This is a genomic window from Pseudomonas sp. RIT-PI-S, from assembly GCF_025642975.1.
Lineage (GTDB): Bacteria > Pseudomonadota > Gammaproteobacteria > Pseudomonadales > Pseudomonadaceae > Aquipseudomonas.
Window position 1 is genome coordinate 193006 of sequence record NZ_JANZKJ010000004.1, and the last position, 25183, is coordinate 218188.

Annotated in this window: 20 protein-coding genes; 12 read left to right on the forward strand and 8 right to left on the reverse strand. The window is 66.5% G+C overall.

Annotation, left to right across the window (positions count from 1 at the left end; translation table 11 throughout):
• Nucleotides 1-8: 8 nt before the first annotated feature.
• Complete coding sequence (locus tag OGL93_RS08760) at nt 9-815, reverse strand: hypothetical protein (protein ID WP_263262214.1); 807 nt, start codon at nt 813-815, stop codon at nt 9-11.
• Between the two features lie 83 nt (nt 816-898).
• Between OGL93_RS08760 and OGL93_RS08765 the strand changes: the two genes are divergently transcribed.
• Nucleotides 899-1135, forward strand: a complete 237-nt coding sequence (locus OGL93_RS08765) for a hypothetical protein (protein WP_263262216.1) — start codon at nt 899-901, stop codon at nt 1133-1135.
• Between the two features lie 22 nt (nt 1136-1157).
• Here the strand turns inward: OGL93_RS08765 and OGL93_RS08770 are convergent, their stop codons facing one another.
• Nucleotides 1158-3302: an ATP-binding protein gene (locus OGL93_RS08770; protein WP_263262217.1), complete on the reverse strand. Its 2145-nt coding sequence runs from the start codon at nt 3300-3302 to the stop codon at nt 1158-1160.
• A 152-nt stretch (nt 3303-3454) separates the two neighbouring features.
• On the opposite strand from OGL93_RS08770, the gene OGL93_RS08775 reads away from it, so the two are divergent.
• From OGL93_RS08775 to OGL93_RS08800, 6 genes are read left to right on the forward strand one after another with little or no spacing between them, the layout of a single operon-like run.
• Nucleotides 3455-3835 carry a MerR family DNA-binding transcriptional regulator gene (locus OGL93_RS08775; protein ID WP_263262218.1) on the forward strand — a complete coding sequence of 127 codons (381 nt, stop codon included), beginning with the start codon at nt 3455-3457 and terminating at the stop codon, nt 3833-3835.
• 53 nt (nt 3836-3888) lie between these two features.
• Nucleotides 3889-5070, forward strand: coding sequence for an isovaleryl-CoA dehydrogenase (locus tag OGL93_RS08780; RefSeq protein ID WP_263262219.1), 1182 nt, complete (start codon nt 3889-3891; stop codon nt 5068-5070).
• A 31-nt stretch (nt 5071-5101) separates the two neighbouring features.
• The gene (locus OGL93_RS08785; RefSeq protein ID WP_263262220.1) at nt 5102-6709 is read left to right on the forward strand and encodes a carboxyl transferase domain-containing protein; all 1608 of its coding nucleotides are present in this window, start codon (nt 5102-5104) and stop codon (nt 6707-6709) included.
• A gap of 34 nt (nt 6710-6743) precedes the next feature.
• The gene (locus tag OGL93_RS08790) at nt 6744-7544 is read left to right on the forward strand and encodes an enoyl-CoA hydratase-related protein (RefSeq protein WP_263262222.1); all 801 of its coding nucleotides are present in this window, start codon (nt 6744-6746) and stop codon (nt 7542-7544) included.
• The gene (locus tag OGL93_RS08795; RefSeq protein ID WP_263262223.1) at nt 7541-9445 is read left to right on the forward strand and encodes an acetyl/propionyl/methylcrotonyl-CoA carboxylase subunit alpha; all 1905 of its coding nucleotides are present in this window, start codon (nt 7541-7543) and stop codon (nt 9443-9445) included. The genes OGL93_RS08790 and OGL93_RS08795 overlap by 4 nt, the downstream gene beginning before the upstream one ends.
• On the forward strand, nt 9435-10355 hold the full coding sequence (locus tag OGL93_RS08800; RefSeq protein WP_263262225.1) for a hydroxymethylglutaryl-CoA lyase: 921 nt from the start codon (nt 9435-9437) through the stop codon (nt 10353-10355). Before OGL93_RS08795 ends, OGL93_RS08800 begins: the two co-directional genes overlap by 11 nt.
• 47 nt (nt 10356-10402) lie before the next feature.
• Here OGL93_RS08800 and OGL93_RS08805 read toward each other — a convergent pair whose 3' ends face one another.
• The 5 genes from OGL93_RS08805 to OGL93_RS08825 all read right to left on the reverse strand — a co-directional run bounded on the left by OGL93_RS08805 (nt 10403) and on the right by OGL93_RS08825 (nt 17082).
• Nucleotides 10403-11314, reverse strand: coding sequence for a lysine exporter LysO family protein (locus OGL93_RS08805; RefSeq protein WP_263262226.1), 912 nt, complete (start codon nt 11312-11314; stop codon nt 10403-10405).
• A gap of 89 nt (nt 11315-11403) precedes the next feature.
• The gene (locus tag OGL93_RS08810; RefSeq protein WP_263262227.1) at nt 11404-13509 is read right to left on the reverse strand and encodes an amylo-alpha-1,6-glucosidase; all 2106 of its coding nucleotides are present in this window, start codon (nt 13507-13509) and stop codon (nt 11404-11406) included.
• Between the two features lie 23 nt (nt 13510-13532).
• Entirely contained in the window at nt 13533-14645 is a 1113-nt protein-coding gene (locus OGL93_RS08815; RefSeq protein WP_263262228.1) for a glycosyltransferase family 4 protein, read from the reverse strand.
• A gap of 136 nt (nt 14646-14781) precedes the next feature.
• Nucleotides 14782-16446 (reverse strand): tannase/feruloyl esterase family alpha/beta hydrolase, encoded by a 1665-nt coding sequence (locus OGL93_RS08820; RefSeq protein WP_263262338.1) that lies wholly within the window; start codon nt 16444-16446, stop codon nt 14782-14784.
• A gap of 237 nt (nt 16447-16683) precedes the next feature.
• Complete coding sequence (locus tag OGL93_RS08825) at nt 16684-17082, reverse strand: hypothetical protein (RefSeq protein ID WP_263262229.1); 399 nt, start codon at nt 17080-17082, stop codon at nt 16684-16686.
• A 184-nt stretch (nt 17083-17266) separates the two neighbouring features.
• Here OGL93_RS08825 and OGL93_RS08830 point away from each other — a divergent pair, with 184 nt between their 5' ends.
• Together OGL93_RS08830 and OGL93_RS08835 are read left to right on the forward strand one after the other, a co-directional pair.
• A complete protein-coding gene (locus tag OGL93_RS08830; RefSeq protein WP_263262230.1) occupies nt 17267-18781 on the forward strand; it encodes an MFS transporter in 1515 nt (504 codons plus the stop codon).
• Nucleotides 18782-18881: 100 nt separating this feature from the next.
• Nucleotides 18882-20240 (forward strand): MFS transporter, encoded by a 1359-nt coding sequence (locus OGL93_RS08835; RefSeq protein ID WP_263262231.1) that lies wholly within the window; start codon nt 18882-18884, stop codon nt 20238-20240.
• On the opposite strand, the gene OGL93_RS08840 is transcribed toward OGL93_RS08835, so the two are convergent.
• On the reverse strand, nt 20217-20951 hold the full coding sequence (locus OGL93_RS08840; RefSeq protein WP_263262233.1) for a CerR family C-terminal domain-containing protein: 735 nt from the start codon (nt 20949-20951) through the stop codon (nt 20217-20219). The genes OGL93_RS08835 and OGL93_RS08840 overlap by 24 nt on opposite strands.
• A gap of 99 nt (nt 20952-21050) precedes the next feature.
• On the opposite strand from OGL93_RS08840, the gene OGL93_RS08845 reads away from it, so the two are divergent.
• From OGL93_RS08845 to OGL93_RS08855, 3 genes are read left to right on the forward strand one after another with little or no spacing between them, the layout of a single operon-like run.
• Nucleotides 21051-22166 (forward strand): HlyD family secretion protein, encoded by a 1116-nt coding sequence (locus OGL93_RS08845; RefSeq protein ID WP_263262234.1) that lies wholly within the window; start codon nt 21051-21053, stop codon nt 22164-22166.
• Nucleotides 22159-23718: a DHA2 family efflux MFS transporter permease subunit gene (locus tag OGL93_RS08850; protein ID WP_263262236.1), complete on the forward strand. Its 1560-nt coding sequence runs from the start codon at nt 22159-22161 to the stop codon at nt 23716-23718. The genes OGL93_RS08845 and OGL93_RS08850 overlap by 8 nt, the downstream gene beginning before the upstream one ends.
• Nucleotides 23715-25130 (forward strand): efflux transporter outer membrane subunit, encoded by a 1416-nt coding sequence (locus tag OGL93_RS08855; protein ID WP_263262339.1) that lies wholly within the window; start codon nt 23715-23717, stop codon nt 25128-25130. The genes OGL93_RS08850 and OGL93_RS08855 overlap by 4 nt, the downstream gene beginning before the upstream one ends.
• Nucleotides 25131-25183 lie beyond the last annotated feature (53 nt).

The following is a 25183-nucleotide window of genomic DNA, read 5'->3' on the forward strand; positions in this document are numbered from 1 at the left end:
TGATGCGCTTATTGCCTCGGCAAAAGCGTCATCGCCATTGGCGCGCCCTTGGCCGTTACCTGGTAAGGCCCAACTACGGCAGTGACTTCGTTCTGGCCGGTGTGCCACACATGATCTATTTCAGTGCGCAGCGCCTGCGTGTCCTCCTCGGGTTGAACGGTAAGCAGCAATGCTTGTGTCGCGCAGAGCATCGCGTGAATTTGCTGCTCCTTTTCCGTGAATTGATCCCAGGCCACCAGATGGACCTTCTCTATGTCGCCACTGGCGCCAACGTACAACTGCATGTCCGCGCTGCCGTGGGGCACGAACAACGACTGCACAGCGAAGGGCTGGCCCGGTGAATAAGCGCCAAGCCGGGCGTCCGTGCAATCGGCTTGTTCGCGCAGATGCCTGTCCAGGGCCTTACCGAAAAGCTGGGGGCCGAGGCCCAGTGACTGCGGCTTGGACAGCTCACAGGCATATTCGTACTCGATCTTCTCCGGCCATTCGAAACCCTGCTCATGAACCCGGCGCGCCACCGCCAGCACGAACGGCTTGTTGTCCATGGCGCCGCAGCTGCGCGTCACGTGCAACGTGCGGGTAACGGCGCCCGCCTGGTCGAAAGCGACGGCATAGTCAAAGCTTACGTTGTCGCCGAATTCAGCTTTTAGCTGCTTCAAGAGCTTGCCGTTCGCGTGGGCGGGCTCCATTATTTTCTGAGCTTGCCGATAACCTCTGTAGAGGTTGGCTGGGGCCGCCCAGTCGACTTCAACGATCAGATAGACGACTACCAGCATGAGCAGGGTGATGAATAAAGCGCGTGTCCTAGGGGGCATATCAGAAACTCAAGCGGGCATATCGACGTATCGGCCGCCGGTCTTCAGCCTTGAGGCCAGGGCCGTCAATATGGAGAGCAAGCGTGGTCGATAAATACCGCAAACCAAACTCGCTAACGTGGGGCTTGGTCTTGCTTGCCGTGGCTTTCTGGGGCTTGGCCTTGTTAATGCTGAGTGTCCACTTCATGGCCGCGGCCGCGGCGTTGTTTCTGCTGGGCCTGTCGATGATCTGGCCTGGGCCGTTCTATGGAAGGCGCGGCGCGGACAGGTTCCACTGCTGGTTCCACGACCTCTGGGACCTCTTCCGGTTTTGGCGGTGACCGGGCTGCATCACCGAAGCCGCTACACCGCGATCCTCACCGTGAACCTCACCTCACCCTCGCCCTGTTCGGCGCGGATGCTGCCGCCGTGCGCACGGGCGATGGCATCGGAGATATAAAGCCCCAAGCCCAGCCCGTCGCGGTTGCCTTGCTGGCTGGTAGTGCCCTTGAACGGCGCGAACAGGTTCTGCAAACGGTGCTCGCTCATCGGCGGCGCAGGGTTGGCCACGGTCAGCAGCACTTCCTTCGGGCCCGCGCTCAGGCTGAGGCGAGCGCGGTTGCCCACGCCATGCTGGCTGGCATTGCCGATGAGGTTAATGACCACCTGGGCGAGGCGGTCGGGGTCCACGTTCGCCTGTATGCCAGGGGTGATATCCCGCTCCAGGCTCAGCCCCGGGTAAGCCAGTTCGGCCTCGTTGGCGAGGTCGCCCAATAACGCCGACACATCGGTCGGCACCCGGGCCAGGGCCATGCCCAGCCCGGCCTGAAGGCGGCTCAACTCCATCACATGGCTTACCAGCCGGCTCATGCGCCCGGTCGAGGTGGCGATGGCTTGGCGCAGGCGTGCGGTGCGTTGTTCGTTATCGGACAGCATGGACGCAGCCATGGTGATCGACTGCAGCGGCGTGCGCAGGTCATGGCCCAATGCGGCGATAAGCATCTGGCGCATGCTGTCGGTGTTGCTCACCCGATGGAACATCACGTTGGCGATCGCCTGGCGCAGCCGCTCGGCCACGTTGCGTTCGATACGCGACCACGGCACGGCCTGGCCGCGAACCACTTCCTCCCAGGCTTCGAACGAGCCCCGCGGCGTCAGCCGGGGCCCGGAGGGGCCAGTGTCGACGATCTTCTCGGGCTTGCCACCCCAGCGCACGTTTTCCACTTGTTCGGGGCGAAACCACATGATCCAGCCGTTTTTCCGGCGGTCGAAGCGCACGGCCAATACGCCGCACAGCCCGTTGACCGGCGCGGAGCCCGGCCAGCGATTGACCGCGTAGAGGTCGTGATCGCTGAGCATCGACAGATGGCTCTGCATCTGGCGGGCCGCGTCGTCGGCGATTCCATTGAGCGTTTGCACCCGCCCCTTGAGACAGACGGCGACGTCCTCGCACTCCACCAGTTGATCCAGCCCGGGGCTGGCCTGGCACAGCGCCGCGATCAGGTCGCCTGCATCGTGCAGCCCTTCCTCGAGCGCATGGATGCGGGTTTGCGCCAGGTTGATCGCTTCGCCTTCCTGGATCTGCTCCAGCCGCTCGACCAGAGCGGCGCAGATCTGCGACACCATCTGGAAGGACAACCGCACCGAATAGGCCAGTTGCTTGCTGGTCTGGTGGTGGCAGGAAAACAGCCCCCAGAGCTTGCCGCCGACCACGATGGACACGCTCATCGAGCCACGAACCCCCATGTTGTTGAGGTATTCACAGTGGATCGGGGACACGCTGCGCAGCTCGCAGTAGCTCAGGTCGAAGGGCTGCCCGGTCTCGGGGTGCATCGCCGGTATCAGTGGGGAGGGGTCATAGGTCACTTCGGCAATCAGCCGGGTGGGGTTCTGGATATACAGGCGCCTGGCCTGGCTGGGAATATCCGAAGCGGGGTAGCGTTGGCCCAGGTACGACACCAGGCCGGGGCGATGGGCTTCGGCGACCACTTCGCCGGAGTCGTCCGGCCGAAAGCGGTACGCCATCACCCGGTCGTAGCCGGTCAGCTCATGAATGCCAGCGGTCACCCGTCGCAGCAGCGCCTCGGTGTCACGGGCGTGGCGAATCCGAGAAATGATCCGCTGAGCGTCCCCGGCCAGGTGGTGGAAGGCGTTCTCGGGCAAGGGCTGGGGCTCGAATTCCAGATAGATCACGTTCTTGAAGCGGTGCGCAATCACATCGAAACTCGCCTCGCCCTCACCGCACCGTGCGCTGTCGCCCCAGCCTTCACTGGCGCCCAGGCCGGCCTCTACCAGCTCGCCCAGTTGGCTCAGCAATACCGCAGGCAGCGGGTGCCCAGGCTGGGCGTCGGTACCCAAGTGCTCAGCGAAATTCTGGCTGCGGCTGAGCACTCGCCCGTCAGCCGCCAGCGCGACCAAGGCACCGTGGGGCTGGATGGAGCCTGGGGTGTGGATAGGTTCGTTTTCGCAGTTGGCCAAAGTGACCTGATCGGGTGAAGCATTGTGCATAGCGGGCCCTGTTTGGCTGCGAAAGGCGTGACAACGCTCACTTTACTCGCTGTGGGTAGGACATCCAAACGCCCTGCGGGTGCCCGGGGCACCGTTGACAGTCTTTGGCTGTACGTTTACGTTAACGTAAAGCAACCTTGGAAACGCCTTCCGTGAGCACGACCTACAGCATCTCCGAACTCGCCCGTGCACTGGACGTCACTCCCCGCACCATCCGCTTCTACGAGGAGCAGGGCATGCTCGCGCCGGAGCGGCGGGGCCAGGAGCGGATCTTCTACCCGCGGGACCTGGTCACGCTCAAGCTGATCCTGCGCGGCAAGCGCATCGGCTTTTCCCTCGCCGAATGCAAGGAACTGATCGACCTCTACGACCCCGCGGGCAATCGAAAGCAGCTGGCGCGCTTCCTGGAAAAGATCGAAGAGCGCCGCAGCCAGCTGCGTCAGCAGATGCTGGACATCGAACAGATGCACCTTGAGCTGGATACCGCCGAAGAGCGTTGCCGGCTGGCACTCGAGCAGGTCGCCACGCCGTAGTCGCTGGATCAGCCAAGCCGCCCCCTCGAACAATTACAAAAGAGAGAACAGTGATGACCCCATTGCCAGGCCTCAATTTCTTCCTCGGTGAAGAGATCGACATGTTGCGCGATTCGGTGGCGGCTTTCGTCGCGGACCAGGTCGCCCCCCTCGCGGAAAAAGCCGACCGCGACGACGTCTTCCCCATGCACCTGTGGAAGCAGTTCGGCGACATGGGCCTGCTTGGGCTCACGGTACCCGAGCAGTACGGCGGTGCTGGCATGGGCTACCTCGCCCACATGGTGGCCATGGAGGAAATTTCCCGTGGCGCCGGCGGCATCGGCCTGTCCTACGGGGCGCATTCCAACCTGTGCGTCAACCAGATCAACCGTAACGGCACCCATGAACAGAAGCTTCGCTTCCTGCCCAAGCTGATTTCTGGCGAGCACGTGGGCGCGCTGGCCATGAGCGAGCCCAATGCGGGGTCGGACGTGGTGTCCATGCGGCTGCGCGCCGAGCGCGTGGGCGACCGTTATGTACTCAACGGCACCAAGATGTGGATCACCAACGGCCCGGATTGCAACGTACTGGTGGTGTACGCGAAAACCGAGCCGGCCGCGGGCGCCAAGGGCATTACCGCCTTTATCCTCGACACCGACACCCCTGGCTTCTCGGTCGCGCAGAAGCTCGACAAGCTGGGCATGCGCGGTTCGCACACCGGCGAGCTGGTGTTCGATAACGTCGAGGTGCCGCTCGAGAACGTGTTGGGCGAGGTCAACCAGGGCACGAGCGTATTGATGAGCGGCCTGGACTATGAGCGCGCGGTGCTCTCCGGTGGGCCGTTAGGGCTGATGCAGGCGGCCATGGACGCCGTGGTGCCGTACCTGCACGACCGCAAGCAGTTCGGCCAGAGCATCGGCGAGTTTCAGCTGATCCAGGGCAAGGTCGCGGACATGTACACCACCCATCAGGCTTGCCGGGCCTATCTCTACGCAGTGGGCAAGCACCTGGATGCCCAGGGCGGCGGCCATGCCCGGCAGGTGCGCAAGGACTGCGCTGGGGTCATCCTCTACGCGGCCGAGAAAGCCACCTGGCTGGCTGGGGAGGCGATCCAGATCCTCGGTGGCAATGGCTATATCAACGAGTTCCCGGTGGGGCGCATCTGGCGGGACGCAAAACTCTACGAGATCGGCGCGGGCACCAGTGAAATCCGCCGCATGTTGATCGGCCGCGAGCTGTTCAACGAAACGCGTTAACGCGCCTTCATTCTGTGGAGAGGACGTTCAGGTGAGCATTTTACAAAGCAACACCAGCAGCCAGGCGCCGGAATTCGAAGCCAATCGCGCGGCCATGCTTGAGCAGGTCCACGCCTTGCGGCGGTTGCTCGACAGCGCGCGCCAGGGGGGCGGTGAAGCGGCGCAGGCCCGCCACACCGACAAGGGCAAGCTGCTGCCGCGCATGCGCATCAACCTGCTGCTCGACCCCGGCTCGCCGTTCCTGGAAATCGGCCAGTTGGCCGCGCACCAGGTGTATGACGAGCCGGTGGCCGCGGCCGGGTTGATCGCGGGCATCGGCCGGGTCGAGGGCGTGGAATGCATGATCATCGCCAACGACGCCACGGTGAAAGGCGGCAGTTACTACCCGCTGACCGTCAAGAAGCACCTTCGCGCCCAGGCCATCGCAAAACAGAACCGCCTGCCCTGCATCTACCTAGTGGACTCCGGCGGCGCCAACCTGCCGCGCCAGGATGAAGTATTCCCGGACCGCGAGCACTTCGGCCGCATCTTCTTCAACCAGGCCAACATGAGCGCCCAGGGCATCTCCCAGATCGCCGTGGTGATGGGCTCGTGCACCGCCGGCGGGGCTTACGTGCCGGCCATGAGCGACGAAACCATCATGGTTCGCGAGCAGGCGACGATCTTCCTTGCCGGGCCGCCGCTGGTAAAAGCCGCCACCGGCGAAGTGGTCACTGCCGAGGACCTGGGCGGTGCCGACGTGCACTGTCGCACCTCGGGGGTGGCCGACCATTATGCCGAGAACGACGAACACGCCCTGGCCATCGCCCGCCGCTGCGTGGCCAACCTCAACCATCAGCGCGCCGGTGACCTGCTGCCGGTGGCGCCTATCCCGCCGCGCTACGCCGCTGAAGAGCTGTACGGGCTAGTGCCCGCGGACCCGCGCCAGCCCTTCGAGGTGCGCGAGGTGATCGCCCGCCTGGTGGACGATTCGCGCCTGGACGAATTCAAGGCGCTGTTCGGCACTACCCTGGTGTGCGGCTTCGCCCGCATCAATGGCTACCCGGTGGCGATCCTGGCGAACAACGGCATCCTGTTCGCGGAGGCTGCGCAAAAGGGCGCGCACTTCATCGAGCTGGCCTGCCAGCGCAAGATCCCGCTGCTGTTCTTGCAGAACATCACGGGCTTCATGGTGGGGCAGAAGTACGAAGCCGGGGGCATCGCCAAGCACGGCGCCAAGCTCGTTACCGCCGTGGCCTGCGCCCAGGTGCCGAAGTTCACCGTGATCATCGGCGGCAGCTTCGGCGCCGGTAACTACGGCATGTGCGGCCGTGCCTATGACCCCAACTTCCTGTGGATGTGGCCCAACGCCAAGATCGGCGTGATGGGCGCCGCGCAAGCCGCCGGCGTGCTGGTGCAGGTCAAGCAGGAACAGGCCCGCCGTGCGGGGCAGCAGTTCAGCGAAGACGACGCCGACGCCCTGAAGAAGCCGCTGCTCGAGCAATACGAGCAACAGGCCCACGCGTTTTATTCCAGCGCGCGATTGTGGGACGACGGCGTGATCGACCCGGCGCAAACCCGCGAGGTGCTGGCGCTCGCCCTGGCGGTCGCGGCCAACGCGCCCATTCCTGAAACGCGCTTTGGCGTGTTCCGCATGTAGCCCGCCGCCCCTGGCCTTCGAAGAGCACACAACAATGACAAACTTTTCGACCATCGAACTCGAGCAGGATGCCCAGGGCGTGGTCACGCTCTGGCTGAACCGCCCCGACAAGAACAACGCCTTCAATGCCCTGATGATCGCCGAGCTCAGCGAAGCGCTGGCGCAGGTCAGCTCGGACGCCCGCGCGCGCTTGCTGCTGCTGCGCGGCCGCGGCAAGCACTTCAGCGCCGGCGCGGACCTGACCTGGATGCAAGCCAGTGTCGACCTCGGCTACCAAGACAACCTCGCCGACGCCCGCAAGCTCAGTGACCTGCTGCATACGCTGCACACCTTGCCCTTGCCGACCCTGGCAGTGGTCAACGGCGCGGCCTTCGCCGGCGCCCTGGGGCTGGTGAGCTGCTGCGACATGGCGATCGGCGCCGAGGATTCGCTCTTCAGCCTTTCGGAAGTGCGCCTGGGGCTGGCCCCCGCGGTCATCAGCCCCTACGTGGCGCAGGCCATCGGCGCCCGCGCCACCCGGCGTTACACCCTCACCGCCGACCGCTTCGACGCCCAGCGTGCTCGCGAGCTGGGGCTGTTGGCCGAGCTGTACCCGGAACCGGCGCTGGACAGCGCGGCAGTGCAGTGGGCCACCACCCTGTTGAAAAACGGCCCGGCGGCCATGCGCGCCAGCAAGGCGCTGTTGTTGCGGGTAGGCGAAGGGCCCATTACCGAAGCGCTGCGCCGGGCCACCGAGCAGGTGATCGCCGAGCTGCGCAGTGGGGAGGAGGGCCAAGAAGGGATCAAGGCGTTCCTGGAAAAACGCACGCCCAACTGGCTGGGAGCGAATGCATGAACATCCTTTCGAAGCTACTGATCGCCAATCGCGGCGAAATCGCCTGCCGCATCATGCGCACGGCCAAATCCCTGGGCCTTGAGTGCGTGGCGGTTTACAGCGACGCGGACCGCCATGCCCGCCACGTGCGCGAGGCGGACCTCGCCATCGCCCTGGGCGGCGCCAAGCCCGGCGAGAGCTACCTGAACATCGACAAGATCATCGCCGCGGCCAAGGCCAGCGGCGCTCAGGCCGTGCACCCTGGTTATGGTTTTCTGTCGGAAAACGCTCAGTTCGCCCAGCGGCTGACCGACGAGGGCCTGGTGTTCATCGGGCCACCGGCCTCGGCCATCGAAGCCATGGGCAGTAAGGCGGCGGCCAAGGCGCTGATGGAAACCGCGCAGGTGCCACTGGTGCCTGGCTACCACGGTGAAGACCAAGGCTACGAAACCTTCCGCGCCGCGGCCCAGCGCATGGGATACCCCGTGCTGCTTAAGCCCAGCGCCGGCGGTGGCGGCAAGGGTATGAAGGTGGTGGAGGAGGAGGCGGCGTTGGCCCAGGCGCTGGAGTCGGCTCAGCGCGAGGCGCTCTCGGCGTTCGGCGACGCCCGCATGTTGGTAGAGAAATACGTGCTCGAGCCGCGCCACGTGGAGATTCAGGTGTTCGCCGACCAGCACGGCAACTGCGTGTACCTGCACGAACGGGATTGTTCGATCCAGCGCCGCCACCAGAAGGTGATCGAAGAGGCGCCAGCGCCGGGCCTGCCCGCCGAGCTGCGCCTGGCCATGGGTGAAGCGGCGGTGCGCGCCGCCCAGGCCATCGGCTATGTGGGCGCGGGCACCGTGGAGTTCTTGCTCGATGCGCGGGGCTCGTTCTACTTCATGGAAATGAACACCCGGCTGCAGGTGGAGCATCCGGTCACCGAAGCCATCACCGGCCTGGATCTGGTCGCCTGGCAGTTGCGGGTAGCCCGTGGCGAACGCTTGCCGCTGACCCAGGCGCAGGTGCCGATGCACGGGCATGCCATCGAGGCGCGGTTGTATGCCGAAGACCCGGACAAAGGCTTTTTGCCCGCCAGTGGGCGCCTTGCGCTGTATAAAGAGCCCGCTGGCGGCGACGGCCGCCGGGTGGATAGCGGTGTGCAGGAAGGCGATGAGGTGTCGCCGTTCTACGACCCCATGCTCGCCAAGCTGATCGCTTGGGGCGAAAACCGCGAAGAAGCGCGGCTGCGGTTGCTGGCGATGCTGGCGCAGACCACCGTCGCCGGGGTGAAAACCAACCGGCACTTCCTTCAGCGGCTGCTCGGCCACCCGCACTTCGCCGAGGCGCGGTTGGATACCGGTTTCATCGGGCGCCATGAGCACGAACTGCTGCAGCCCGCCGAACCGCTGGGCGACGAATTCTGGCAGCAGGCGGCGCGTTTGTACCTCCACACCACCGCAGCGCCCACCCAGCCCTCGCCATGGGCCAGCGGCACGGGTTGGCGTAGCGCTGGGCCCTCCGAGGCGGTGCTCGAGCTGCACTGCGGTGACGAGCGCCGCCGCGTGGCGTTCGACCCCGCGGCGGGCGACGGGCTGACGATCACCGGGGTGCGCCGCGGCGACGCGCTGTATGTGCAATGGCAAGGCGCACAGTACGAGGTGCGCGCGGTCGACCCGCTGGCCCTGGCAGGCGCCGCGCAGGCGGCGCCGGGCAGCCTGGCCGCGCCCATGAATGGCAGCGTGGTGAAAGTGCTGGTCGAGGTGGGCGACGTGGTAGACGCCGGCGCCAGCCTGGTGGTGCTCGAAGCCATGAAGATGGAACACACCCTGCGCGCGCCAAGCAAGGGCCGGGTAACGGCCATCGCCTGTCGCACGGGCGACCTGGTCAACGAAGGCGCGGTGCTGGTGGCAGTGGAAGAGGAGAGCGACGATGTTGCCTGAACGGGTGCGGGTGGTTGAAGTAGGGCCTCGCGATGGCTTGCAGAACGAGCCGCTCACGGTGCCGGCCGAGGAGAAAGTGCGCCTGGTGAACGGGCTGGCCGGCGCTGGGCTTGGCTACATCGAGGTGGGTAGCTTCGTCGCGCCCAAGTGGGTGCCACAAATGGCCGATACCGCCTCGGTGTTCGCCGCCATCGAGCACCTGCCGGGGGTGGTATATGCGGCGTTGACCCCCAACCTGCGAGGGCTGGAGAGCGCCATGGCGAGCGGGGTGCGCGAGGTTGCGGTGTTCGCCGCCGCATCCGAAGGGTTCTCCCAGCGCAATATCAACTGCTCGATTGCCCAGAGCCTGGAGCGCTTCGAGCCGGTGCTGGCGCTCGCCTTGAAGCAGGGCATGCGGGTTCGCGGTTATGTGTCCTGCGTGCTGGGCTGCCCCTACGACGGCGACATCCGGCCCGAGCAGGTCCGGGATGTGGCGCAGGCGCTTTTGGACATGGGTTGCTACGAGGTGTCCTTGGGCGACACCATCGGGGTCGGCACCGCAGGCAGCACCCGCAAGTTGATCGACGTGGTGAGCCAGCGGGTGCCGCGTCACCAGCTCGCTGGGCACTTCCACAACACCTATGGCCAAGCCCTGGCCAACGTCTACGCCAGCCTGCTCGAAGGCGTTGCCGTGTTCGACAGCGCCATTGGCGGCCTGGGCGGATGCCCTTATGCCAAGGGCGCCAGCGGCAACCTGGCCACCGAAGACCTGCTCTACCTGCTCCACGGCCTGGGCATCCACACCGGGGTGGACCTGGAAGCCGTGGTTCGGCTCAGCCAGCAGTTCAACGCCACCTTGGGCCGCCTGCCGGATTCGCGTGTAACACGCGCCGCGATGGGCAGTTCGCACGCTTACCCCGCCCCCCCGTAGCAGCCGAGCCCGCCCGCGACCAGGCTCTCAACGCACCTGCAATGGGCTCAGGCCAGGAACACTGATATCAACAACGGCGCCAGCATGGACAACACGAAGCCGCTGGCCAAGGCGTAGCGCAAGGTGTCGGGTGGGCAGGTCTGGCGCACGATCGGCAAGGTGGCGTCCATCGCCGTGGCGCCGGTGGCGCCGATGCAAGCCATGGGGAGCGTGGCGCCCGCCACGAACAGCAGCACGATGGCGATCAGCTCGCGAAACAGGTCCGTGACCATGGCCACGGCGCCGTAATCGCTGCCCAAGGCGGCGCTGATCATGCCGCTGGAGAGCGACATCCAGCCGAACCCTGAGCTCAGGGCGAGGGCGGTTTTCCAGGTGGTGGAGGTCAATGCCGCGGCGGCCAGCCCGCCGATATAGCTACCCGCCAGGGCGAGCAGCGGCAGTGTCAGCTGGGCCCGGCCCATGCGCAATGTGCTCAGCGGGCGTTTGGCCAGCTCCATGCCGACCAGGAACACCAGCAGGTCGATCAGTTGAGCGATGTTCGGCAAAGGTAGGTAGTGAGCGAAGGCAGGGCCCATGTAGCGTGCGGCGGCCGCCCCCACAGCCACCCAGGCCAAGGTGGCGAACGCGGCGCGAAGGCTGCCCCAGGCGCTGGCCGTGCCGTTACGTTCCGCCCTCGGCGCGGCGTGCCGACGACCGAGGCAGGCCCAGATCAACAACCAGGCCCCCAGCGTGGCGCAGAAGGCGAAGGTCAACCCCACTACCAGCACCCGCCCCGCCATGCCTGGCTTGGCCAGCGTGTCGGCGCAGGTCCAGCCTACGGCGAACAGCAACGCCCAGATGCACAGGGTGAGCGCCGTTGGCACCGCCGCGAGCCAGCGCGAGGGCAGGGCGCGGCCCAGCAACCAGCCGAGGGCCAGGGCGATGACGATCGGTACCAAGGCGGAGAGCGCGTTGAGCATGGCCTTCCTTAGCGGCAATGGGCGTGAACCGGGCCACGGCATTCTGCCATGGGGCCCCGGGCGGGCAACTTACCACGCCCGGGCACCGCTCAATAACGCACGTCCACCTGCACGGGATGGGCGGCGGGATCTTGTTCCACGAAGCACACGATCCGCTTGCCCACCCGCTGGAAGATGATGTCCGCGCGGCATTCGCCAAAGGTGATATGCCTGACCTCCAGGCGCGAGATGCCCACCGGCAGTTGCGGGCGGGTGATGGTGATCTTGCTGCGCTGCGCGTCGATGGCGATGCCAAGGCATGCCTGCAGCAGCATGAACACCGAACCTGCTGCCCATGCTTGCGGCAGGCAGGCCACCGGATAAGCGATCGGCGCTTCGCCTGGCGCCCGTTCGAACCCGCAGAAGAGTTCTGGCAGGCGCATGTCGAACTGACTGGCGGCCTCGAAGATGCCCGCCAACAGGCGCACCACGCCTTCGTGATAGCCGTAGCGGCCGATGCCTAGCGCGCACATCGCCACGTCGTGCGGCCATACCGAGCCATTGTGGTAGGACATCGGGTTGAAGCGCGCCGCTTCCCGGGCCAGGGTCCGCACGCCCCAGCCATTGTGCAGTGCGCTGCCCAGCAGCTGTGGCGCCACCAGCCGGCCCCGTTCCGGTGCGGGCAGGCCGCTGGCGAGCAGGTGGCCCACGTTGGAGCCGCGCACCCGGCACGGCTTGTTCTCACCGTCCAGCGCCATGGCGTAGAAATGCTCGTCCTCGAGCCAGAAGTGCTTCTCCACCGCTTGTTGCATCCGCTGCGCCTGTTGCGTCCAGCCCACCGCGGCGATCGGATCGCCACGGCCCTCTGCCATGAACGCCAGGCTCTGGTAGGCCTCGTAGGCATAGCCCTGCACCTCGACCAGGGAAATCGGCCCAACCGGGGAGTCGCCGTTTTCGTGGAAGATCGAATCGTGGCTGTCCTTCCAGCCTTGGTTGGCCAAGCCTGTGGTTTCGCCACGGGCGTAGCTGATAAAACCGTCGGCGTTGCGCTGGGCGTTCTGGGTCAGCCAGCCCGCGGCGGCTTCCAGGTTCGGCCACAGCTTGTCGATCAGCGCCCAGTCATCCACCCGGCGCACATAGGCGCCCGCCAACGCGATGAACAAGGGCGTGGTGTCTACCCCGCCGTAGTAGCGGCCAAAGGGCAGCTCGTTGAGCCGGGACATCTCGCCCTGCCGGGTCTCGTGCATGATCTTGCCGGGCTCGGCGTCACGGAACGCCGAAGTTTCGTGCGCCTGATGCGCCGCCAGGTAGCACAGCACCCCTTTGGCCAGCTCAGGGTTGAGCCACAGCAGTTGCCGGGCGGTGATGATCGCGTCGCGGCCGAAGGGGGTCGAATACCAAGGCACGCCCGCGTACGGGTAAGGGCCGGTGGGAAACTCCGCCGTCAGCAGGGCAACGTCCGCGCGGGATTTGTCCACCCAGTTCTGGAACAGCCGGCCCGAGGCCAGGATGCTCGCGCCATGCCGTTGTTTCTTGCGCATGGCCCAGCGCGCCCTCGCCGCGCAGGCGCGGAAGTGCTCCCGCCCGGGCGTCTGGGCGCCGGGGCCGGCGGACACATACAGCTCATGGTAGGTGTGGGCTTCGAGGGTCAGGGAAAACTCGGCCTTGTCTTCGGTGAGGCTGGCGGGGGTCTGGGAAAACGCGATCACGGTGCGGCGCTCCTGATCGTCCAGGCCCTTGTAGCTGATGGCCACCTGATCGCTGCCTACCACGGTGGGTTCCAGGGTGCCCCGGTGAGGGCGGGGCGATCCGCGTACCTCGAACATGTCGCGGAAGTCCCCGCTGAACTGCAGGCTCAGCGACAGCCCAGCCGACGCTTCGCCGTAGTTGGTGACCACGATGCATTCATGCATGCTGCCGCCCCACAGCAGCCGGCGCCGCTCGATGTGCAGCACGCCTTGGGGCGCGGACGTCTCGCCGATCACAGGCAAGGGATGGTTGGTGAAGTGCGCGGTGAAATAAACGTTGTCCTGGCTGACCGCCGCCGACAGCAGGCAAGGCTGCTGGTCGCCCAGGCTGAGCCGATAATCCGACAACAAACGAGTGTCCTGATAAAACAACCCGTCGCCGGCACCGGTAATGTCGCCGAACGAATTGGTCACGAGAAACATGTCGCCCTCTACCAGGACGTAATCCTTCTGGCTTGTGCTAGTCATTTTCGTGCGCCTGTGTTTTACGGTCAGGAAGCGGTCAAGCCCAGCCCAGCGGTGGTCAGCCGCTCACTACGGTCCCCGGCGAGCGCCTCGGCGCGGGGGTCTGCCGACCGCTCGGCCAGCAATTGTTCATACAGCTCCACGTACTGCCGGGCCATGGCGTGGGAGGAAAAACGTTGGTCGAACTCCCGGCGGATCGCCCGGCGATCGAGCAGGCCTACCGCCTTGACGGCCTGTATGGCTTCGTCCATCGAATCGACGATGAACCCGGTGCGCATGTGGTCGATCACTTCGGGTACCGAGCCGCGGCGCCAGGCGATCACCGGCGTGCCGCAGGCCATGGCCTCGATCATCACCAGCCCGAACGGTTCGGGCCAGTCGATGGGGAACAACAACGCACGGGCGTTACCGAGAAACTCGCCTTTTTCGTGATCGCCAATCTCGCCCAGGAACTCGATCAATGGGTGATCGAGCATCGGTTCTATTACTTGATGAAAGTAGGCGCGGTCGGTGGGGTCAACCTTAGCGGCGATTTTTAGTGGCATTCCCGCCGCTATGGCAATCTGGATGGCCCGGTCCGGGCTCTTTTCAACCGAAATCCGTCCCAGGAATGCAAGGTATTCGCCCGAACCCAGGGTGAGCGGATAGTGCCGATCGGCCAGGCCGTGGTGAATCATTCCGTACCAGTAGGCCGCCGGCAGCGGTAGCCGCTGGTTGTGCGAAATGGACACCAGGGGAAAGTTGTTCCACAGCCGATACGCCTGGGGCAGGTCGGCGATATCCAGCCGGCCATGCAGGGTGGTCAAGGATTTCGAGGCATGGGCTTCGAAGAAAGGAAAGTGCAGCAGGTCGATATGAAAGTGGAGGATGTCGAACTCGTCGGCTCGTGAGCGAATGCGGTGAAGCATGCTCAGGTGGCTGGCGAAGTCTGATTTCAAGGGTGTGTCATCCAAACGCAGCGCCTGCTCTCGACACGGCACTTCGGTGGCCAGCGTGGCTGCGCCACCGGCGGAAAACAGCGTCACTTCATGCCCCAGTTCCACCAGGGCGTCCGTGAGGTGGGCTACGACTCGCTCCGTGCCACCGTAAAGCTTGGGCGGCACGGACTCATACAATGGAGCGATCTGCGCGATCTTCATACCTGTCTCCGACGTATGCTGCTAAGGGCACGCCGGAGCAAGGGCCGAAAACCGAATACCAACAAACAACACGCGGCTATTGCGCTGACGTGGAGGGTGGACTCCCTCGCCGCGCTTATCGTTCAGGCCGAACGGATCAGCGGCGCTCAGTGGTCCGGTCAGGGTTTTGGAAGAAGTCGGCGCCCAGCCAGGGCGCGATGGACGGGTTTGCGTCGTAGGGCTGGATCAGCCGCGATGCCGTGATTGGCGCGGCGTTGCCGCTGCCCGGCAGTCGCCCGGGGCGTGGAGCAGGGCCAGCCGGCCGGTGTTCTGGCCCTGGCCCGTTCACCTCCGGGCCATGCTCCCTGGGGCGATCTCCCGGCGGCGGGCCGAGCGGGGCGCCGAAGCCTGGGGCGTCATCGCTTGCGCCGGTGGCCAGCAATGCGCCTGGCGCCTGGCGAGTTTCGACCCAGGCCAGCAGGGGAGTCAGCAGGTCGATGGCGCCTGGCCCTTCTCCGCCACCGCAGTGGCTCACCCCCGGTAACAGATACAGCCGCTCGAAACCCTTGGTGCGGGCATCCCCGAGCGTTGCCTTCAGCGCCTGGTGGTAAGCCAGCGTGTTCATCGGCGAAATATGCGGGTCTGCCCAGCCGTGCCAGAGGATCAGCTTGCCGCCCGCCCCGGAGAATGCGGACAGGTCCGGGTTGGTAGCGTCATACAGCCCGTGCATGGGCCGGAGCAGGTCGAAGCCGGCCTGGTCGAAGCGCAGGTCGGCGAGGCTGAAGGCAGCCGTGGGGTTGTGTGGATAGAGCACCGTGCGCAACGCTTCGAGGGCAATCTTTTCGCTGAAGATAGGCTGCCCAGCGGCCATGGGCACGAACACGCCCGCCCAATTCAGCTCCGAGCCGGGGAGCACGCTGCCCACCAGCAGCGGCCGGCCGCTGGCGGGATCGCTGGGCCCGGCATAGAAGCGGCGTACCGCCTCGAGCTGAGCGGCGCTCAGGCATTGGTCCGCGTTCTGCCCGGGGCGGCAAGCCAGCGGTGTTAGGTCCAGGTGACACGCCAAGGGGTCGGCGATCAGCCCGTCCGTTGCGCCGTCCAAGGCATCGCACTGCTTGAGCACCTCGCGATGGATCAGCGGCAACTGGCTCGCCAGCACGATGGCGGTGCCGTCCGCGGCAGTGTTCGCCCTGGCGAGCCAGGGATGGTAAATGCCGTTCTGCACCTGGAAATCGAGCGCGGCGGCGCCTGCGATGATGCCGTTGAAGTCCTGCGGGTACCGTTGCGCCTCCATCAGGGCCTCGCGGCCGCCATCCGAACACCCGTTGAAATAGGCATAACGCGGTGCTCGGCCGTAGAAGGTTTCGATGAGCTGTTTGGAGGCCAGCGCGGTCAGGTGGACCGCGCGATAAGCGAAGTCCACGCGCTTTTGCGGGTCGTCGCCGAAACGCGCGTCCTGACCCTGATGGCCCATGTCGGTGGAAGCCATCGCGAACGAGCCATCGGTCAGTGGCTTGCACCCGTGCGCGGCACCGGCGCGCAACTCCACCCGCCCGCACAAGCCACCGCAGCCTACTTGCAGGTAGCGTTGGGTCCAGGTCTGGGTCGGTAACACGGCCTTGAAGCTGATACTCGGCGCCAGGCGGCCTTCCACCACACAGGCAGGCGCGCCGTTCTCGGTGCCTAGGGTTGCCGTCAGCACGTGGCTGCCGGCGCCGCCCACAGCGGTGAGGTCCATGGCCGCGAGGCTCGCACAACTGCGCTCGGGCAACACCACCTGCGCCTCGGGCACAGCCACGGGCTCAGCTGGAGCCGCGGCCATGACGTGCAGCGCCGTCAGCCATAGCGTGGAAATGCACAACAGGTTCAGCCGAAAACCACGGGAAAATCCAAACATCAGGCAGTCCAGGTCAGTGAGTCATCGCTGCCGCCCTGTGTGGCGGGCGGCCTCGGGTAACACACAGATATAGCGCCGCGTTACGGGATTCTTACATACAGCGTGTATCAGGCGTGTAACGGCCCTGGTGAGTGGCGTGCCGCGAGCCCGTGCAGTGCCGGCCTAGGGCTCCAGAGGGTGGTCAGCCTGTACCGGGGCCGGGACGTCGCGCCGGCCCCGGCGGTACCTCGGGCCATGCGTCACGTGCGTGTCCGGGCTGCTGGCAGCGTGTTCGGAGGTCTCCCACTCGGGGCCTTCCGGCAGGGGCGCCGGGCGCGGCGGGGGCGGGGCCGCCATCTTGCTCAAGCGGTTGCGGCGCAACTCCCCGAACAGCGCCATGCTGCCAAGCACCGCCACCATTACCAGCGCCACCATTATGCCGCCGCCGACCTTGTAACCCCGATGGTGCGGCCGCGGCGCCGGGCCCTCATGGCCTTCGCCGCCGCTGGCCAGGGCACGCCCGGTCACCATTACAAGGCCCAGGGTGAACAGCGCCCGCCGGGTTAAAGCCTGCTTATTCATAAGAAACCGATGACCACGCCAAACCGAACTAATAGTAACGAGCCACCATGCTACCCCTGTCTGGCCTGCTTGTATTGCCGCACGGACGAAGCGCACCGGTGCGTGGGAAAAACAAACAACGCTTGTCGAGCACAGCGGCCACGGGCTAAATGACCGGCCGCCTGCAATAGCCGAGGAGCTGCCCTTGTCCCGTTCCCCCGTTTCCGAAGCCCCCTACGCGGCCGCTACCACAGCCGATCGCCGTGAGCGGCCCAAGCCGGCGCTGATCGTGTCGCTGCTGCTGGCCATGGTTCTCGCCGCGCTGGACCAAAGCATCCTGGCTACCGCGCTGCCGGCGATTGCCAGCGACCTGCATGGCATCGAAAGCCTCAGCTGGGTGGTTACGGCCTTCATGCTCACTTCGACCATCAGCGCGCCCCTGTATGGCAAGCTTTCGGACCTCTACGGTCAGCGGCCGCTGTTCATGCTCAGCATTGGTGTGTTCGTGGGTGCGTCAGTGCTGTGCGGCGGCTGTACCAGCATGTGGCAGCTGATCGCCGCTCGCGGCCTTCAGGGGCTGGGGGCGGGCGGGTTGATGACCCTGTCGCAGATCGTCATCGGGCGCTCGGTCAAGCCCAATGAGCGCGGGCGCTATCAAGGGTTGTTCTCCGGCGCGTTCGCCGTGAGCAGCGCGGCAGGCCCTCTGTTGGGGGGCTTTATCACGTCCAACCTCAGCTGGCGCTGGATTTTCTTCATCAACCTGCCGCTGGGCTTGCTGGCCATGAGCGGCTTGTTCCGCAACCTGCCCGCGCTGCGGCGCGAGGCTAGCGTGAGCATCGACTATGCCGGCGCGCTGGTGCTCGGCGTTGCCACCTCGGCGCTGTTGTTGCTGACCCATGCCTATTCGTTTTCCGCTGCTGGCGACCTGTGGCTCCCGGTGGGCCTGGGGGTGGTCGCCTTCGTCGGCTTTGGCCTGTTGTACCGGGTCGAGCGGGCAGCCAAGGCGCCGATCATCGACCCCGCGCTGTTCGCCAATCGCCGCTTCACCGTGGCCATCTGCGCCATGGCGGCCATGGCGTTCGCGATGATGGGTTCGCTGGTGTTCATGCCCCTCTACTACCAGGCCGTGTTGCACCAAACGCCCACCGAGTCGGGGTTCATGACCCTGCCTCAGGTGGTGATGATGGTGATCAGCTCTTTCGCAGGCGGGGCGATTTCCTCGCGCCGGCAGAACTTCGTCACGCTGCTGTTGCTGGGCGTGGCCCTCGAGTGCCTGGGCCTGTGCCTGCTGCTGGCGTTCACCTCGGCGGGGCTGGGTGCGCCCTGGTTCTTCCTGACCATGGGCATACTCGGCCTGGGCATGGGCATAGGCATGCCCAACGCCACCGTGCTGGTGCAGAACGCCGTGCAACCGGCGGTGATGGGCGCGGCCACGGCGGCGTTGGCGTTCTGCCGGTCCCTGGGCGCCGCGGTCGGGGTCGCCACCGCAGGCGGCATCATGAGCTATGTGCTCAGCCGTGGCGCCGCCCAGCTGCCGGTCTCGCTCGGCAGCTTCCAGCTCGGCAACGCCGAGGCGCTGGCCCAGGTGCCCGCCGCCCAGCTCGCGCAGGTGACCGAGTTGTACCGCAGCGCGATCAATGCCAGCCTGTTCGCTGGTGCATTGGTCATGGGGCTGGCCGTGGTGCTCGTGGCCTACCTGGCCAAGCGCGGCAATCGCTAACCCACCACCGAACGGCTCTGGGCCACGTGAGAGTCGCCGCGCCCGGGCCGAGGCTGCTAGGCTTGGGTGGATCGTAAGCCTCCTAAGGATTAGCCGTTCAATGCTCGCAACCGATGGCCTGCCCCGCAACAGACTCATCCCTGCCGTTATCGCCGTTTGCCTGGCCGTGGGCATGGCCACGCTGGATACCGCCATCATCAACACCGCGTTGCCGACCGTGGCGGCGGGTATTGGCGCCGATTCGGCTTCGGTGATCTGGGTAGTGAACGCCTACCAGCTGGCGATGGTGGCGACGCTGCTGCCGTTTGCCTCGCTCGGCGAGGTGCTCGGCCCTCGCCGGGTGTACCTGGGCGGCCTGCTGGTGTTCGTGGTGGCCTCGTTGTTCTGCGGGTTGGCCTGGTCGTTGCCCAGCCTGGCGCTGGCGCGGGTGATCCAGGGCCTGGGCGCCGCGGCGCTGATGAGTGTGAATGCCGTACTGCTGCGGCACATCTACCCCTCGGCGCGGCTGGGGCGGGGCATGGGCATCAACTCGCTGGTGGTAGGCCTGGCGTTCACCCTCGGGCCCACCCTGGCCTCGGCGATCCTGTCCTTCACCAGCTGGCACTGGCTGTTCTTGATCAATGTGCCGCTGGGCGTGCTGGCCATGTGGATGGCCGGGCGCAACCTGCCCTTGATCGAGCCGGCCAGCCACCCTTACGACCGCACCGCCGCGGTGCTCTGTGCCGGCCTGTTCGGGTGCGCCGTGCTGGCGCTCAGTTCCGGGGTGCACGGTGGCAACGCGCTGCTCACCGCCGCCGAGTTGGTGTTCGCGCTGGCCTGCGGGGTGCTGCTGGGCCGGCGGCAAGCAGGCCATCCGGCGCCCATGCTGGCCGTTGACCTCTATCGCCTGCCCGTGTTCGCGCTGTCGTCCCTGACCGCGGTCTGTGCGTTCTGTACCCAGGGCCTGGCATTCGTGGCGTTGCCCTTCCTGCTGCAAGAACAATTGGGCCATAGCCAGGTCGCCACCGGTTACCTGATCACCCCTTGGCCGGCGGTGGTCGCGGTCATGGCGCTGATCGCCGGCCGGCTCTCCGACCGCGTGGCGCCGGGCTTGCTCGGAGGCCTTGGGCTGTTGGTACTGAGCTCGGGCATGGCCGCGCTGGCGCTGCTCGAACCGGGCGCCAGCGCCGTGGACATCGGCTGGCGCATGGCGCTGTGCGGGGCGGGCTTCGGCTTTTTCCAGTCGCCCAACCTCAAGGCGCTGATGACCAGCGCGCCGGTGTCGCGCAGCAGCGGGGCGAGCGGCGTCGTGGCATCGTCACGGCTGGTGGGGCAAACCCTGGGCGCGGCGTTGGTTGCGCTGTGCTTCCACCTGCTCGGCTCGGTCGGCGCGCAGCTGTGCCTGTGGCTCGGCTGCGGCTTCGCCTTGGTGGGTGCGCTGGCCAGTGGCGCGCGGCTATATGCCCGGGCCGGCGCCTGAGGCAGCCGCCAGGCGGTCGCGCTCGGCCACCAGGCCGCGCAGGATCAGCCGGGCCTGAGTGAACAACAGCTCACGTACCGTGAGCATGCGTGCCTGATCGATGCTGTTCCAACCCAGCGCACTCAGCACCTGCCGGCGCAGCACGCGGAACACCATGCCCTGGCTGATGATGGAGAACGAATGCAGGATGGTTCGTTCATCGTCCACGGCGTAGCCGGTGAGGCGGGCGATGATCTGCCGGCTGAGCCCGCCGATGCGCTGGTTGAAGCTGTGGTCGAGGGTCTGGAAGGCCTGCGGCGGCCCTTGCCCAGCTTGCTCGCGGGCCATGAACAAGCGCCAGTCGACCGCCCGTGGGCTGTCCTGGATAAACGAAATAAACCCGCCGAGTATTCCAAGCAGTGCATCGATCAACGCCTCGTCGCTGCTGTGCGGGTTGGCCAGGGCCGCATCGGCGCCGGCGACCGCATCGCCAAGCTGCTCCCACATGCGGCCGAGGATGAACTCCACGCAGGCCAGGTATAGGCCTTCTTTGTTATCGAAGTAGTACTGCAACGCAGGGGCGTTGACCCCGGCTTCGCTGGCGATGTCGCGTGTGGAAGCGCCTTCGAAGCCACGCTCACCGAACACTTTCAAGGCGGCGAAAATCACCCGCGCGCGGGTTTCCTCGCCTCGTTGGTAGCCGCCTTGCGCGGCTGGTTTGTGTCGTGCCATTTGCCGGGCCTATAGCTGCTGTGGGCTCAAAAATATATCAGTTGACAAAAAAATGCCCGCCGAGGATTTTATTCCGATTGGAATAATTTGGAGTCGAACATGTCCGCCGAGCAGCCCGTGGGCCCGCACCACCGCCTGGAGAGCGCCAGCCCCAGCGCCGCGCCGCCTCGCGCCGCCCGGGGTAGGCGAGTGTTGCTGGGCTTGGCCTTGCTGGCGCTGTTGGCAGCGGCCGTGTGGGCAGGGCATTGGTGGCTGGTGGGGCGCTTTATCGAAACCACCGACGATGCCTACCTTCAGGCCGACAGCCTGACCATCGCGCCGAAGATCAGCGGCTACGTCGCCGAGGTACTGGTGGCCGACAACCAGGCGGTGCATGCCGGGGACCTGCTGGCCCGGCTCGATGCGCGCAAATACCACGCCGCCCTGGACGAGCGCCAGGCCACGGTCGCCGCACGTCAGGCCGACGTGGCCCGTGCCGAAGCCGAGCTGACCCAACAGCAAGCCAGCATCGGCGAAAGCCAGGCACAACTGGCCGGCGCCCAAGCGGACCTGCACCATGCGCGAGCCCAGGTGGAGCGCTACGCACCGCTGACCCGCTCGGGTGCCGAAACCGAAGAGCGGCTGGCCGAACTCAACAACGAGCAAGCCCGCGCCGTCACCAGCGTTGCCGCGCGGCAAGCTGCCTTGCGCTCGGCCCAGGCGCGCATCGGCACCCTTCAGGCGCAGCTCAAGCAGGCCCGGGCACAACTGGCGGTGGCCGCGGCCAGTGGTGAACAGAGCGGGCTGGACCTGGCCGACGCTGAACTGCGCAGCCCGGTGGAGGGCCGCGTGGCGGACCGTGCGGTACGCGTGGGGCAGTTCGCCCAGCCCGGTACCCGCTTGATGACCATCGTGCCCTTGCAGGCGCTGTACCTCACCGCCAATTTCAAGGAAACCCAGGTCGGCCAGATGCGCCCCGGGCAAACCGTGGTCGTGCATGTGGACGCGCTGCCGGGGCAGGCGCTGCAAGGCCATGTCGACAGCCTGGCGCCCGGCACCGGCGCCCAGTTCGCCTTGCTGCCGGCCAGCAACGCCACGGGTAACTTCACCAAGATCGTGCAGCGGGTGCCGGTGCGCATCCAGTTGGAGATCCCAGACGCCCTGCGCGATGTGCTGGTGCCGGGGTTGTCCGCCACGGTCGACGTGGACCTGCGCAGCGGCGCCCGCCATGGCTGAGCCCGCACCGGCGCCGGCCAATGCCACGCTCACCGACTGGATCGCCGTGACGGCCGGCTCCCTCGGCGCGCTGCTGGCAACGCTGGACATCTCCATCACCAACTCGGCGCTGCCGCAGATTCAGGGCCAGATCGGCGCCACCGGCACCGAAGGCACCTGGATCTCCACCGGCTACCTGATGTCGGAGATTGTGATGATCCCGCTCGCCGCCTGGCTGACGCGGGTGTTCGGGCTGCGGCGCTTTCTGATCTCCACCGCGGCGCTGTTCACGTTGTTTTCCATGTACTGCGGCTTCTCCAGCAGCCTGGCCATGATGATCATCGGCCGCATCGGCCAGGGTTTCGTGGGCGGGGCGATGATCCCCACGGCGCAAACCATCATCCGCACGCGCTTGCCGGCCCATCAATTGCCCATCGGCACCACCCTGTTCGGCCTGACGGTTTTGCTCGGGCCCTTGCTTGGGCCGGTGATCGGGGGCTGGCTCACGGAGAACATCGATTGGCGCTGGTGCTTCTTCCTGAACCTGCCGATCAGCGCGGCGCTGATCGCGCTGTTGTGGTCCGGGCTGGCGCCGGAGCCGGCCGACATGCGCCAGTTTGTCGAGGCCGACTGGCGCGGCATCGCGGGCCTGGCGCTGGGCCTGAGTTCTCTTACGGTGGTGTTGGAGGAAGGGCAGCGCGAGCACTGGTTCGACTCGGCCATGATCTGCTGGCTCAGCGTGCTCACGGTGCTGGGTTTCGCATTGATCGCCTGGGGCCAATTCGGCGCCCGCCGGCCAATTCTGCGGCTGCAACTGTTGGCCAATCGCAGCTTTGCCAGCGTGCTGCTGATCGGCACCATCATCGGCGCCGGGCTGTATGGCACGGCCTACCTGGTGCCGCAGTTCCTCGCCACGTTGTCGGGCTACAACGCCCAGCAGGCCGGGGGCATCATGCTGCTTTCCGGGCTGCCGGCGTTCCTGCTGATGCCGCTGCTGCCGCGCATGCTCAAGCGCATCGACCTGCGCTTGTTGGTGGGCCTGGGGCTGCTGATGTACTGCGCCAGCTGCCTGTGCGACATCAGCCTTACCGCCGACAGCGTCGGCCATGATTTCTACGCCTCGCAGCTGCTGCGCGGCTTCGCTCAGATCATGGTGATGATGCCCCTGAGCCAGTTGTCCATGGGGAGCGTCGAGCCGCGGGATGCCGGCGACGCGGCTGGGCTCTACAACATGGCGCGCAACCTGGGCGGCACCATTGGCCTGGCGCTGATCGGCGTGTTGGTGGACCGCCGCAATCATTTCCACGACGCGGTGATCCGCAGTTCGGTCAGTGCCAACAGCCCCCTGGCCCAGGAGCGCCTTGCCGCCGACGCGGCCGGTTTCGTCGCCCAGGGTGGCGATCCGGCGTTCGCCCAACTCCAGGCGCTGGGGCGGTTCGCCAACAGCATCGCCCGGCAAGCCTCGGTGATGACCTTCAACGATGCCTTTCTGCTGCTGGGCCTGGCCATGCTGGCCTGCGTGCCACTGGCGTTCATTCTCAAGCGGCGCCCGGCGCCGAGGGTTGCCCACTGATGATCCGACGCCTGCTGTTGCCAATGACCTTGATCGCCCTGGCCGGCTGCACGGTAGGCCCGGATTATCAAGGCCCGCCGCAGGTGGCTGCGCCAAGCCTCGCTGCCGGGCGCTTGCCCCACGCGCCCCTGGCGTTGCCCACCGCACCCGCGCCCGCACGCTGGTGGCAGGCGCTGGGGGACGCGCAACTGGACGCACTGATCGACACGGCCTTGACCTCCAGCCCGGACCTGGCCTCGGCCGAAGCCCGCCTGCGCCAGAGCCGTGCCGGCTTGCACAGCGAGCAGGCCAGCGGCCGGCCCAAGGTCGATGCGGGCGCGACCTTGCTGCGCATGCGCTCGCCCAACACCAGCGCCCTCGGCTACGACAGCGGCCGCGGCCCGCTTAGCCTGTACCTGGCCAGCTTCGACGCCAGCTGGGAGGTGGACCTGTTCGGCGGCACTCGGCGTGCGGTCGAAGCCGCCAGCGCCAGTGCCGATGCCAGCGCTGCGCAGCTTGCCGACAGCCAGGTACGGCTGGCCGCCGAGGTGGTGCAGGCCTATGTGGACCTGCGCGACCGCCAGGCGCGGCTGGCCCTGGTGGAGGCGTCGGCTGCCACCGAAGACCAGGCCCTCGATTTGACCCAGCAGCGGCGGGCGCGCGGCGTGGCCTCGCAACTGCAGCTCGAACAGGTGCTCACCCAGGCCGATACCACCCGGGCCCGGCGCCTGCCGCTGCAGGCCGAGATCATTCAGGCGCTGGACCAACTGGCGGCGCTCAGCGGCCTGGCGCCGGGGGAGCTGGATGCACGCTTGGCGGCGCCTCAGCCCTTGCCGCAGGTGCCGGCGACCGTACCGCTAGCGGACCCCGCCGCGCTGCTCAAGGCGCGCCCGGATGTACGCGTGGCCGAACGGCAACTGGCCTCCAGCCAGGCCCGCATCGGCGAACAGACCGCTGGCTGGTTCCCTAAGCTGAGCCTCTACGGCAGCCTGGGTTTCAGTGCTGGCGACCCGTCGCACCTGGCCCGGTCAGACAACGCCACCTGGCTGGCGGTGCCGCGGCTGACCTGGAACGCGCTGGATTTTGGCCGCGTCGCCGCCTCGGTCAACAGTGCCGAAGCCGGCCGTGACGAGGCGCTGGCGCACTATCAGGCGGTAGTGCTAGAGGCGCTGCGCGACGCTGATACTGCCCTGGCCCGCTATGGGCATCAGCGTGAGAACGTGGTGTTGCTGCGTGATATCGAAGCCTCGGCCACCCGCGCCGCCAGCCTGACCGGCCAACGCTACCGCGCCGGCACCGCCAGCACCCTGGACTGGCTCGACGCCGAGCGCACCCGCTTCGAAGCCGAGCAGAACCGCATCGCCGGCGATGCTCAGTTGCTCAAGGATTTCACTTCCCTGCACAAAGCGCTCGGCTTGGGCTGGGCGCTTTGAGTGCATGCCTGGCGGCTTGCTGCGACCTTCTGACGCCGTGGCTGGTTGGCTCG